12 protein-coding genes are annotated in these 11,673 nt (G+C 72.3%); all 12 read right to left on the bottom strand.

Translation table 11 applies throughout. The features are described 5' to 3' along the window. The coding region (locus VE614_RS18745) for an ABC transporter substrate-binding protein (RefSeq protein WP_324937966.1) at positions 1 to 558 on the bottom strand (558 nt) is incomplete at its 3' end. Between the two features lie 146 nt (positions 559 to 704). Continuing rightward, positions 705 to 2,042 carry a sulfate adenylyltransferase subunit 1 gene (locus tag VE614_RS18740; protein WP_324937964.1) on the bottom strand — a complete coding sequence of 446 codons (1,338 nt, stop codon included), beginning with the start codon at positions 2,040 to 2,042 and terminating at the stop codon, positions 705 to 707. A gap of 2 nt (positions 2,043 to 2,044) precedes the next feature. Then, a complete protein-coding gene (gene cysD, locus VE614_RS18735) occupies positions 2,045 to 2,980 on the bottom strand; it encodes a sulfate adenylyltransferase subunit CysD (RefSeq protein ID WP_324937962.1) in 936 nt (311 codons plus the stop codon). Then, complete coding sequence (cysC, locus tag VE614_RS18730) at positions 2,977 to 3,513, bottom strand: adenylyl-sulfate kinase (protein ID WP_324937960.1); 537 nt, start codon at positions 3,511 to 3,513, stop codon at positions 2,977 to 2,979. The genes cysD and cysC overlap by 4 nt, the downstream gene beginning before the upstream one ends. Before the next feature lie 23 nt (positions 3,514 to 3,536). Next, positions 3,537 to 4,247, bottom strand: coding sequence for a phosphoadenylyl-sulfate reductase (locus VE614_RS18725; protein ID WP_324937958.1), 711 nt, complete (start codon positions 4,245 to 4,247; stop codon positions 3,537 to 3,539). Continuing rightward, positions 4,244 to 4,423 (bottom strand): hypothetical protein, encoded by a 180-nt coding sequence (locus VE614_RS18720; protein ID WP_324937956.1) that lies wholly within the window; start codon positions 4,421 to 4,423, stop codon positions 4,244 to 4,246. Before VE614_RS18720 ends, VE614_RS18725 begins: the two co-directional genes overlap by 4 nt. Further along, positions 4,420 to 6,117: a nitrite/sulfite reductase gene (locus VE614_RS18715; RefSeq protein ID WP_324937954.1), complete on the bottom strand. Its 1,698-nt coding sequence runs from the start codon at positions 6,115 to 6,117 to the stop codon at positions 4,420 to 4,422. Before VE614_RS18715 ends, VE614_RS18720 begins: the two co-directional genes overlap by 4 nt. Before the next feature lie 127 nt (positions 6,118 to 6,244). Continuing rightward, positions 6,245 to 6,328, bottom strand: coding sequence for a putative leader peptide (locus VE614_RS33785; protein ID WP_310887545.1), 84 nt, complete (start codon positions 6,326 to 6,328; stop codon positions 6,245 to 6,247). 126 nt (positions 6,329 to 6,454) lie between these two features. After that, positions 6,455 to 7,027 (bottom strand): GNAT family N-acetyltransferase, encoded by a 573-nt coding sequence (locus VE614_RS18710; RefSeq protein ID WP_324937952.1) that lies wholly within the window; start codon positions 7,025 to 7,027, stop codon positions 6,455 to 6,457. A gap of 16 nt (positions 7,028 to 7,043) precedes the next feature. Further along, positions 7,044 to 8,195 (bottom strand): hypothetical protein, encoded by a 1,152-nt coding sequence (locus VE614_RS18705; protein ID WP_324937950.1) that lies wholly within the window; start codon positions 8,193 to 8,195, stop codon positions 7,044 to 7,046. 163 nt (positions 8,196 to 8,358) lie between these two features. After that, the gene (locus VE614_RS18700; RefSeq protein WP_324937986.1) at positions 8,359 to 9,633 is read right to left on the bottom strand and encodes a GAF domain-containing protein; all 1,275 of its coding nucleotides are present in this window, start codon (positions 9,631 to 9,633) and stop codon (positions 8,359 to 8,361) included. Between the two features lie 343 nt (positions 9,634 to 9,976). Further along, positions 9,977 to 11,611 (bottom strand): acyl-CoA dehydrogenase family protein, encoded by a 1,635-nt coding sequence (locus VE614_RS18695; protein WP_324937948.1) that lies wholly within the window; start codon positions 11,609 to 11,611, stop codon positions 9,977 to 9,979. Positions 11,612 to 11,673: the final 62 nt, after the last annotated feature.

The following is an 11,673-nucleotide window of genomic DNA, read 5'->3' as shown; positions in this document are numbered from 1 at the left end:
CTTGCCGCTCTGCGCGTCGACCTTCCAGCCCTGCTCGGAGATCCAGTTGAGGAACGCCACGTCCTGGGTGTTGCCGAGCTGCGGGGTGGCGATCTTCTTGCCCTTGACGTCCTTCAGCGACTTGATCTTCTCCGGGTTCACGACCAGCTTGACGCCGCCGGAGGCCGAACCACCGATGATCCGCAGGTTCTCGCCGTTCGACTTCACATAGCCGTTGATCGCCGGGGACGGGCCGATCCAGCCGATGTCGATCGACTTCGAGTTCAGCGCCTCGATCTCCGAGGGACCCGCGTTGAACGTCGCGTACGTCGCCTTGGTGCCGCCCAGTTCCTTCTGGAAGAAGCCCTTCTCCCGGCCGACCAGGGCGGTGGCGTGGGTCAGGTTCCCGAAGTAGCCGATGCGGACCGAGTCCAGACCGTCGGTCTTCCGCGCGCCCGCGGCGACCTGGACGTCGCCGAGGTCCTTCGCCTGGGAGCCGTAGCCGCAGGCGGCGAGCGCGAGCAACGGCAGCATGGCGATCACCGCGAGGGCGCGGCGCGGGGCGGGGGTGGCAGGCACGGAGGGGTTCCTCTCGCAAGGCCCGGCGGTCACGGTCGGTTCAGTGCGTGGCCGGGGGGTCGGCGGGTTTTCGGCGGCGGCGGGCGGGGACCGCGGACGTCATCGCGGACATCGCCGTCCGCCGCCGAAGTCGGGGAGGTCCATGCTCAGAAGTCCCACCCGTCGTCCTCGGCCGCGTCCTTGACGGGCTCCGGAGAGGCGAACGACTCGCCGACCATCCCGGCGGTGAGGGTGGTGCCGTCGTTCGGGTCGATCAGGATGAACGAGCCGGTGCGCCGGGAGTCGGCGTAGGAGTCGGCCGGCAGCGGCTCGGCGGTACGGATCTTCACCCGGCCGATGTCGTTGGCGACGAGCCGGCCCGGGTGCGGGTGCAGGGACAGGTCGTCCAGCGTCAGCCGGGAAGGGATGTCCTTCACGATCGCCTTGACCGTGCGGGTGCCGTGCTTGAGCAGCACCCGGTGGCCGACCGTGAGCGGCGCGTCGGCGACATGGCAGACCGTCGCCTCGACGTCCTGCGTGGTCGGCGGGGCGTCCTCGCTCGGCACGATCAGGTCGCCGCGCGAGATGTCGATGTCGTCGGCGAGCAGCAGGGTCACCGACTGCGGCGTCCAGGCCACGTCGACCGGCTCGCCGAGCAGGTCGATGCCCGTGACGGTGGTGGTGCGGCCGGAGGGCAGGACGGTCACCTGCTCGCCGACGCGGAACGTGCCCGCCGCGATCTGCCCCGCGTACCCCCGGTAGTCGGGGTGGTCGGCAGTCTGCGGCCGGATCACGTACTGCACGGGAAGCCGCGCGTGGCAGTGCGCCAGGTCGTGGCTGACGGGGACCGTCTCCAGGTGCTCGAGGACCGTCGGACCGCCGTACCAGTCCATGTTCGCGGACGGCTCCACGACGTTGTCGCCGACGAGCGCCGAGATCGGGATCGCGGTGACCTCCGGGACGCCCAGGTCGGTGGCGTACGCGGTGAACTCCTCGGCGATCGCCGCGAACACCTTCTCCTCGTAGCCGACGAGGTCCATCTTGTTGACGGCGAGGACGGCGTGCGGCACCCGCAGCAGCGCGGCGATGGCGGCGTGCCGGCGGGTCTGCTCGACGACGCCGTTGCGGGCGTCGACGAGGATCACCGTCAGCTCGGCCGTCGAGGCGCCGGTGACCATGTTCCGGGTGTACTGCACATGGCCGGGGGTGTCGGCGAGGATGAACCGGCGCCGGGGCGTGGCGAAGTAGCGGTAGGCCACGTCGATGGTGATGCCCTGCTCCCGCTCGGCGCGCAGGCCGTCGGTCAGCAGCGCGAGGTCCGGGGCCTCCTGGCCGCGGCTGCGGGAGGCGTGCTCGACGGCCTCCAGCTGGTCGGCGAGGACCGACTTGGAGTCGTGCAGCAGGCGTCCGACCAGGGTGGACTTGCCGTCGTCGACGGAGCCCGCGGTGGCGAACCGCAGCAGGGTGGTGGCCGAGAGTTCCTCGGGCGTGGTCGTCGTGGTCATGCTTAGAAGTACCCCTCGCGCTTGCGGTCTTCCATCGCGGCCTCGGACAGCTTGTCGTCGGCGCGGGTCGCGCCGCGCTCGGTCAGCCGGGAGGCGGCGATCTCGGCGATCACGGCGTCCAGCGTGGTGGCGTCGGAGTCGACGGCGCCGGTGCAGGACATGTCTCCGACGGTCCGGTAGCGGATGAGCCGCTTCTCGACGGTCTCGCCGTCCTTCGGTCCGCCCCACTCGCCGGCGGTCAGCCACATGCCGCCCCGCATGAACACCTCGCGCTCGTGGGCGAAGTAGATCTCCGGCAGTTCGATGCCCTCACGGGCGATGTACTGCCAGACGTCCAGCTCGGTCCAGTTGGACAGCGGGAAGACGCGGACGTGCTCGCCGGGTGCGTGGCGGCCGTTGTACAGGTTCCACAGCTCCGGGCGCTGGCGGCGCGGGTCCCACTGGGAGAACTCGTCACGCAGGGAGAACACCCGCTCCTTGGCGCGGGCCTTCTCCTCGTCGCGCCGCCCGCCGCCGAACACGGCGTCGAACTTCTCGCTCTGGATCTTCTCCGTCAGCGGCAGCGTCTGGAGCGGGTTGCGGGTCCCGTCCGGGCGCTCCTTCAGCACACCGCGGTCGATGTAGTCCTGCACGGACGCCACATGCAGCCGCAGGTTGTGCCGGGCGACCGCGCGGTCGCGGTACTCGATGACCTCGGGGAAGTTGTGCCCGGTGTCCACGTGCAGCAGCGAGAACGGCACCGGGGCGGGCGTGAACGCCTTCAGCGCCAGGTGCAGCATGACGATGGAGTCCTTGCCGCCGGAGAACAGGATCACCGGCCGCTCGAACTCACCCGCCACCTCGCGGAAGATGTGGACGGCCTCGGACTCCAGGGCGTCCAGGTGCGAGAGGGCGTACGGGGTGTCGGTGCCCTCCTCGATCGTGGCGACGGTCGTCATGCCAGTCCCCTTTCAGTGAGCAGCGCGTACACCGACGCCGCGGACTCCTGCACGGTCTGGTTCTGGGACTCGATCCGCAGATCGGGCGACTTCGGCTCCTCGTACGGGTCGTCGACGCCGGTCAGCCCGGTCAGCTCGCCCGCCGCCTGCTTGGCGTACAGGCCCTTCACATCGCGCACGGAGCACACCTCGACGGGCGTGGCCACGTGCACCTCGACGTACGGAGTCGAGTGGCTCTCGTGCCGCTCCCGCACCGCGTCGCGGCTGTCCGCGTACGGCGCGATCACCGGGACGAGGACGAGCACGCCGTTGCGGGCGAGCAGTTCGGCGACGAAGCCGATGCGCTGCACGTTGGTGTGCCGGTCCTCGCGGCTGAAGCCGAGGCCCGCGGAGATGAACTCGCGGATCTCGTCGCCGTCGAGCACCTCGACACGGTGGCCCTCCTCGCGCAGCCGGCCGGCCAGCTCGTACGCGATGGTGGTCTTGCCGGCGCTCGGCAGGCCCGTGAGCCAGACGGTGGCTCCGGTCGTCACGTCAGTCTCCTGAATCGTCGTCGTCATCCGTGCAGTCCGCACTCGGTCTTGGCGCGGCCCGCCCAGCGGCCGGCGCGCGCGTCCTCGCCCTCGAGGACGCGGCGGGTGCAGGGGGCGCAGCCGACGGAGGCGTAGCCGTCCGTCAGCAGCGGGTTGGTGAGGACGCCGTGCTCGGTGACATAGGCGTCCACGTCGTCCTGGGTCCAGCGGGCGATGGGGGAGATCTTCACCTTCCGCCGCTTCTCGTCCCAGCCGACCACCGGGGTGTTCGCCCGGGTCGGGGACTCGTCGCGGCGCAGACCGGTCGCCCAGGCCGCGTAGCCCTTCAGGCCCTCCTCCAGGGGCTGCACCTTGCGGAGCTTGCAGCACAGGTCGGGGTCCCGGTCGTGCAGCTTCGGGCCGTACTGGGCGTCCTGTTCGGCGACCGTCTGGCGCGGGGTGAGCGTGATGACGTTGACGTCCATCACGGCGTCGACCGCGTCCCGGGTGCCGATGGTCTCCTCGAAGTGGTAGCCGGTGTCGAGGAACACGACGTCGACGCCGGGCATCACCCGGGCGGCGAGGTGGGCGACCACCGCGTCCTCCATCGAGGAGGTCACGCAGAACCGCTTGCCGAAGGTGTCGGCCGCCCACCGGAGGATCTCCAGCGCGGAGGCGTCCTCCAGGTCGCGGCCCGCCTGCTCGGCGAGCGCCTTCAGTTCGTCGGCGGTCCGTTCCCGCTGAGCCGTCGTCATATCCCGTCCCCTCCCGTGGTGTCCTGCCGAACCCCGCGGGCCAGCAGCCCCAGGAACTTCAGCCGGAAAGCGCGATTGCAGGCCGCGCACTCCCAGGCGCCGTGACCCTCCTCGCTGGGACGAAGGTCCTCGTCGCCGCAGTACGGGCAGTAGAAGGGCGCCGCGCGCTCGCTCACGACAGCGCCTCCTCGGAGGCCCGCGCCGCCCAGGCGGCGAACCGCTCACCCTCCTCGCGCTCCGCCTGGAAGCGCTTGAGGACCCGCTCGATGTAGTCGGGCAGTTCGTCGGAGGTGACCTTCAGACCGCGCACCTTGCGGCCGAAGCCGGCCTCCAGGCCGAGCGCGCCGCCCAGGTGCACCTGGTAGCCCTCGACCTGCTCGCCCCGGTCGTCGAGGACCAGCTGCCCCTTGAGACCGATGTCCGCCACCTGGATACGCGCGCAGGCGTTCGGGCAGCCGTTGATGTTGATGGTGATCGGCTCGTCGAAGTCCGGGATACGGCGCTCCAGCTCGTCGATCAGCGAGGAACCGCGAGCCTTCGTCTCGACGATGGCGAGCTTGCAGTACTCGATGCCGGTGCAGGCCATGGTGCCGCGCCGGAACGGGGAGGGCTGGGCGGTGAGGTCCAGCGCCTCCAGGGACTCGACGAGCGAGTCGACCTGGCCCTCCTCGACATCGAGAATGATCATCTTCTGCTCGACGGTGGTGCGCACCCGGCCCGAGCCGTGCGCCTCCGCGAGGTCGGCGATCTTCGTCAGGGTGGTGCCGTCCACGCGGCCGACGCGCGGGGCGAAGCCGACGTAGTAGCGGCCGTCCTTCTGCCGGTGCACGCCGACGTGGTCGCGCCAGCGCTCGACCGGCTGGGCGGGGGCGGGGCCGTCGGCCAGCTTGCGCTGGAGGTACTCGTCCTCCAGCACCTGGCGGAACTTCTCGGCGCCCCAGTCGGCGACCAGGAACTTCAGGCGGGCGCGGTTGCGCAGCCGCCGGTAGCCGTAGTCGCGGAAGATCGAGATGACGCCCTCGTAGACGTCGGGGACCTCGTCCAGCGCCACCCAGGCGCCCAGCCGGACACCGATCTTCGGGTTGGTGGACAGGCCGCCGCCGACCCACACGTCGAAGCCGGGGCCGTGCTCGGGGTGGACGACGCCGACGAAGGCGACGTCGTTGATCTCGTGCGCCACGTCCAGCAGTGGCGAGCCGGAGATCGCGGACTTGAACTTGCGGGGCAGGTTCGAGAACGCCTTGTTGCCGATGACCCGGCGGTGGATCTCCTCGATGGCCGGGGAGCCGTCGATGATCTCGTCCTCGGCGATGCCGGCCACCGGCGAGCCGATGATCACGCGGGGGGTGTCGCCGCAGGCCTCGGTGGTGGACAGGCCGACCGCCTCCAGGCGGTTCCAGATCTCGGGCACGTCCTCGATCCGGATCCAGTGGTACTGGACGTTCTGCCGGTCGGTGATGTCCGCGGTGCCGCGCGCGAACTCCTGTGAGATCTCGCCGACGACCCGCAGCTGCCGGGTGGTGAGCGCCCCGCCGTCGATGCGGACGCGCAGCATGAAGTACTCGTCGTCCAGTTCCTCCGGCTCCAGGATCGCAGTCTTGCCGCCGTCGATCCCGGGCTTGCGCTGGGTGTACAGACCCCACCAGCGCATCCGGCCGCGCAGGTCGTTGGGGTCGATCGAGTCGAAGCCGCGCTTGGAGTAGATCGTCTCAATGCGTGTCCGCACATTGAGACCGTCGTCGTCCTTCTTGAACTGTTCGTTGCCGTTGAGCGGGGTGAAGTGCCCCGCGGCCCACTGACCCTCGCCGCGGTGACGGCTCACCTTGCGGCGGGGAGTCGCGGCGGCAGGGTTCTGCGGGGTGGCGGCCATGGTTGATACGTCCTTCGGGACAGGCGGAATGCGGCTCTGACCTGCGCGTATAGGCGTCTTGGGGCATACGTGCGCACCGTCGCGCAGGAGCAGACAGAAGAGAGGGGAACCGGGAGCTGGCGAGCTGTCAGCGAGCCGGACAGATGGCGCTGGACATGCGGCCGAGGTCGACGTGGCGTCGACTCACCAAGGCAATTCCCGTTCCAGGCATGACGGAAGCGTGGCATGGCGATCTGGACACAGTCCAGCTTCGTCCGACATGCGGACACTCCTGTCTCGCTCTGCAAGACAGGAGTGTCGTCGGTCACATTGGCCGCAAGGGGCTTGTCCGCGCAGGTCAGGCAGGGTATGCGCCCGGCCACGGGCCAGGCGTGGCGATCTCGGGCTCCTCCTCGACCTTGGTGTCGAAAAGCGTGAAGCCCCGGCGCAGGTAATTGTCCATCGCGAACGCGCCGTCCTTGCTGCACGTGTGCAGCCACACCCGCTTCGTCGGCGTCCGCCCCGGCCAGCGGTCGGCCAGGTCCCAGGCCCGCGCCGCGCCGTACGACAGCAGGTACCCGCCGATCCCGCGGCCCCGGAAGGCCGGGATCAGGCCGAAGTGGAGGATCTCCACCACGCCGTCGTCCTGCGGGTCCAGCTGGACGTACCCCGCGGGCGTGCCCCGGTCGTAGGCCACCCAGGTCTCCGCGCCCGGCCGCCGCAGCTCCTCCTCCCACTGGGCGTACGTCCAGCCCAGCCGGTCGGTCCAGCGGACGTCCCCGCCCACCGCCGTGTACAGGAAGCGGCTGAACTCGGGGGAGGGCACCTCGGCGCGGACGATCCGGAGGTCGCCCGCGGGCTCGGCGGCCGGGAGCAGGTCGGCCGGCGAGGTCTGCTCCAGCGACCAGGTGGTCACGGGGATGTTCGTCATGCGGTCAGGGAATCATCTATTCCAGCGACCTGTCGACGGTGTTCAGTCCCAGCGAAAACAGCATGCGTCCCGACTGCGACCAGACCTCCCCGGTCTCCTCCCAGTAGGAGAGGGACCCGGCCGGGCCGCTCCAGCACTGGTACGTCCCGTCCGGCCCGCACTGCGCCGCCGCGGCCCCGCCGCCGTCCAGCCGCACCAGCGTCCCGTTCCCCTCGAAGGCGCCGGCGCCCCGCGCCAGGTACCAGCGGGACCGGTGGGCGAGCACCCCGTGCACCTCGGCCGCCTCCGTCTCGTAGGCCTCGACCGGGTCGGGCTCCGGGAGTCCGGCGCCGGGCCCGGAGGTGCCGGTCCTCAGGGCGTAGCGCCACAGGCGCGCGGGCCGGTCGGCGTCCGCCGGCACCGCCTCGCTCACGGCCAGGCTGTCCGGGGCGGTGGAGCGGTCGAGGGAGAGGGCGCCGATCCGGGCCTCCCCGGCGAGCCGGTACGCGGCCACCGCGGCCAGTGTGAAGCCGGTGCCGTCCCGCCGTATGCGGTCCATGTCGTAGACGTACAGCGTCCGGCCGTCGTCCCCGGTGGCCAGCAGCTTGTCCTGGTACCAGACCAGTCCGGACAGCGGCGAGCGCAGCGGGCGCACGGAGCGCCCGCCGTCCGCGGGGACGACGGGCAGCACCCAGGCGTACGTCATGCGCTCGGCGTCCACGACGGCGATCCGGGCCCGGCCCCGCGCGTCGCTCCACCCCGCCAGCAGCACCCGGCGCCCGTCGTCGCCGGCGTCCCCGGAGCCGGTGACCGCCCCGGCCAGGGCCCCGCCGGTGTCGTCCTCGTCCCAGCACCAGGCGCGGCCGGCCGCCGGCGTCACGGGCAGCGCGGCACGCTCGGCGGCGGCGCAGCCGGCGGCGGGCCGCAGGGCGCGGTCGGCGCTCGCGACGACGTCGGCGACCCGGACGGCCGGGACCGGGGCCGCCGGATAGGCCTCCCGGTGCAGGCGCAGCTCTTGCAGCGCGGCCGCCGACGTGAGCGGCTTCAGCGGTCCCGGGCGGGCGCTGTCCGTCGCCTGGGAGGCGCTGATCATGGTGGCGGCGGCGGTGAGCGCCAGCGCGGCCCCGGCCAGGGTCGCGCGCAGCGCCTGGCCCCGCTTGCGCCTGCGATGTCGGCCGCGATGCTTCATGAGTCCTCCCGAGGGACCAACTGCGCCGCGCGTTCCGCACGTTGAGCATGGCGCAGGTGGGGTGGCCCGTAAGGGGGATGCTACGGCAGGGGTCCGGGGCCGTGGACGAAGACCCCGCAATTGCCCCCGGGAGGGGGGCCCACTGCCTGCGCTGGTCCCCTGATCACCGCACCGTGGCCGTGTGCCGCGCCCGGACCATCGCCGGGGCGGTGGAGTGCGGCAGCAGGTCACGCGGGTCGGCGGGCCGCAGCACGGTCACGTCGACGTCGTCGCAGAAACGATACGGCCGGTGTTCCAGGAACCCCCCGAGGTACCGCCGCACCCGCGACAGCTCGGCCCGCACGGTCACCGTGCGCGCGGCGTCACCGAACATGTCCTCGGCCAGCTCCGCCGCGCTGCGCCCGGCCCGGTGCGCGGCCAGCAGATACAGCAACTCCGCGTGGCGGGGGCTCAGCTCGCGCGTCCACGAGCCCAGGCTGCCGGACACCGTCACCGTCCAGCGGCGCGGCTGCACCACGTCCAGCACGATCCGGGTGGAGGTGTCCCGCGGCAGCGGCTCCTCCTCGGCCACCCGCACCAGCCAGCCCGCCTCCAGCGGCTCCACCGCGCACACCCCCAGCGCCGGCAGCCGGTGCCGGCCCGCCGACAGCGCCGTGGGCAGCGCGATCCGTCTGCTGTACGGCATCCCCGTCACCGCCGCCGTCCAGCCGTCCCGGTCCACCACCAGCGCCCGCCCGCCCAGCCGGGCCAGCGCCGGGGCCGCCACCGCGCGCAGCCGCTCCAGGGTGGTCAGATGCAGCTCGCGCAGCCGGGCCTCGGCGAGCTTGGCCACCGAGTCCACCCAGGCGAGGGTGGCCGGATGCATGGTCTCCAGCGGGCCACTGACATCCACCACCCCGATCAGCCGGCCGTCCCGGGGATCCGTGATCGGCGCGCCGGTGCACGTCCAGGTGGCGTGCGACCGCACGAAATGCTCGGCGGCGAACACCTGAACGGGTCGCCGCACCACCGCCGGGGTGCCCACCCCGTTGGTGCCGACCGTGGTCTCCCGCCAGTCCGCGCCCAGCAGGAACCCCAGCGCGTCCGCCTTGCGCAGCACCGCCGCACTGCCCTCCCGCCACAGCACCCGGCCGTCCGCGTCGGCGACCACCATGATGTGGTGCGCGGCGTCCGCCACCGACACCAGCCCCTCCCGCAGCACCGGCAGCACATGTCGCAGCGGGGACTCCTCACGCCGCCGCCGGACCTCCTCCGCGGTCAGCAGACCCGACCGGAAATCGTGCTCGGGATCCACCCCGCTGCGCAGCATGCGCCCCCAGGACTCCCCGATCACCGGCCGGGGGGCGAGGGGCGCGCGCTGCCCGGACAGGGTGGCGTCGCGTACCTCGCTGAGCACCCGCGCCGCCCGCGCCGCGTCGCTGGCGGCGAGTCGCGTCAGCACGTCGGTAGGGGCGAGTCGCGTCACGTTCAACGGCGAGTTCGCCACAGTGGTCCTCCGGGGAAATTGCCTCTCGGGCAACCGGTGTCAAGCCCTGGGGCCGTCGGTTTCCGGTCGCGTGCTGATGGGTGGTCCCATACTGCCGCTCACGGGGGACGGAGGGGCGCAGTCCGGTCACCGGCACTCGGTGAGTTGCAACCCCTTGCAACCCTGGTGAACCCGTATGCGGTGGTTGAAACTTGAGCGACGTCGCCCGTGCGGCGCTCGTGGCCCCAACGGGCCGCAAGCGGCAGGGGTGGTGCCGTGTCGGCGCAGCACCACCCCTGCTGACCTGGGCGAACACTCAGCCGACGGGCCGCGCCCGGGCTACGATCGCCCCCAGGTCCAGGGTGTGCGGCAGCGTTCCGAACGACGCGCCCCAGTCCCCGCCCAGCCGGGAGGCGCAGAACGCGTCGGCCACCTCCGGCGGCGCGAACCGCACCAGCAGCGAACCCTGAAGCGCGAGCGCGAGCCGCTCCACCACGCGCCGGGCGCGCGCCTCCACACCCTCCAGATCGGCCAGGTCGGTGAGCAGGCCCTTGATCGCCGCGTCCAGCCGGTGATCGGCGCCCCGCGCCCGGCCGATCTCCGTCAGCGTGGCGTTCAGCGCGGCCGGCTCGCGCCGCAGCACCCGCAGCACGTCCAGCGCCTGGACGTTGCCCGCGCCCTCCCAGATCGAGTTCAGCGGCGACTCGCGCACCAGCCGGGGCAGCCCGGACTCCTCCACGTAGCCGTTTCCGCCCAGGCACTCGGCGGCCTCCACCGCCACCGCCGGGCAGCGCTTGGTCACCCAGTACTTGGCGGCGGGCACCGCCAGCCGCAGGAAGGCGCGTTCCTGCTCGCCGCCGTCGTCCCAGGCGGCGGCCAGCCGCAGCGCCAGCGTGGTCGCCGCCTCCGACTCCAGCGCCAGATCGGCCAGCACATTGCGCATCAGGGGCTTGTCGATCAGCTTCCCGCCGAACGCCTCCCGGTGCGCGCAGTGGTGGACCGCCTGCGCCACCGCCTGCCGCATCAGCCCCGCCGAGCCGAGCACACAGTCCAGCCGGGTCGCCGCGACCATCTCGATGATCGTCCGCACCCCCCGGCCCTCCTCGCCGACCCGGCGCGCCCACGTCCCGTCGAACTCGACCTCCGCGGACGCGTTCGACCGGTTGCCCAGCTTGTCCTTCAGCCGCTGGATCAGGAACACGTTGCGGGAGCCGTCCGGCAGCACCCGCGGCACCAGGAAGCAGGTCAGCCCGTCAGGAGCCTGCGCCAGTACCAGGAACCCGTCCGACATCGGCGCCGAGCAGAACCACTTGTGGCCGGTCAGCTCGTACGTCCCCGCCTCCGCCAGCGGCGTCGCCGCCGTCGTGTTCGCGCGGACGTCGCTGCCGCCCTGCTTCTCCGTCATCCCCATGCCGAACAGCACCCCGGCCTTGTGCTCGGCGGGCCGCAGCTCATGGTCGTACACCGTCGACGTCAGCCGCGGCTCCCACTCCGCCGCCAGGTCCGGGTCGGCGCGCAGCGCGGGCACCGCCGCGTGGGTCATCGACAGCGGGCAGCCGTTGCCCGCCTCGACCTGTGTCCACACCAGGAAGGCCGCCGCCCGCCGCACATGCCCGCCGGGCCGCGTCCAGGCCGCGGTCAGCCCCGCCGAGACGCCCTTGCCGAGCAGCCGGTGCCAGGCCGGATGGAACTCCACCTCGTCGATCCGGTTGCCGTACCGGTCGTGGGTGCGCAGCCGCGGCGGGTGCTCGTTCGCCAGCACGCCCCACTCCTGCACCTGCGCGGATCCGGAGGTCCGGCCGAGCCCGGACAGCTCCGAGCGCGTCTCGTCGAGCAGCTCCGGGACGACGTGCCGCTCGACCGCCGCCACCAGCGCCCGGTCGGCGGAGTAGACGTCGTAGCCGGCCAGCGGCGGGACCTGATTGGTCACGGTGTGGGTGCTGCGTGCCATGACTGGGAACCTACCCCGCCTACGGGCCGGGTCACCCGCTGACCGGCCCCGGGCGGCCGGCC

The sequence above is a fragment of the Streptomyces sp. genome (assembly GCF_035645055.1).
Classification (GTDB): domain Bacteria; phylum Actinomycetota; class Actinomycetes; order Streptomycetales; family Streptomycetaceae; genus Streptomyces.
This window is presented reverse-complemented; position numbering and strand designations above follow the sequence as displayed.

Bases quoted from the DNA above. Each gene is read 5' to 3' on its own strand.
- VE614_RS18740 (WP_324937964.1), bottom strand. From the start codon at position 2,042: ATGACCACGACGACCACGCCCGAGGAACTCTCGGCCACCACCCTGCTG.
- cysD (WP_324937962.1), bottom strand. From the start codon at position 2,980: ATGACGACCGTCGCCACGATCGAGGAGGGCACCGACACCCCGTACGCC.
- VE614_RS18725 (WP_324937958.1), bottom strand. From the start codon at position 4,247: ATGACGACGGCTCAGCGGGAACGGACCGCCGACGAACTGAAGGCGCTC.
- VE614_RS18715 (WP_324937954.1), bottom strand. From the start codon at position 6,117: ATGGCCGCCACCCCGCAGAACCCTGCCGCCGCGACTCCCCGCCGCAAG.
- VE614_RS33785 (WP_310887545.1), bottom strand. From the start codon at position 6,328: ATGCCTGGAACGGGAATTGCCTTGGTGAGTCGACGCCACGTCGACCTC.
- VE614_RS18710 (WP_324937952.1), bottom strand. From the start codon at position 7,027: ATGACGAACATCCCCGTGACCACCTGGTCGCTGGAGCAGACCTCGCCG.
- VE614_RS18705 (WP_324937950.1), bottom strand. From the start codon at position 8,195: ATGAAGCATCGCGGCCGACATCGCAGGCGCAAGCGGGGCCAGGCGCTG.
- VE614_RS18695 (WP_324937948.1), bottom strand. From the start codon at position 11,611: ATGGCACGCAGCACCCACACCGTGACCAATCAGGTCCCGCCGCTGGCC.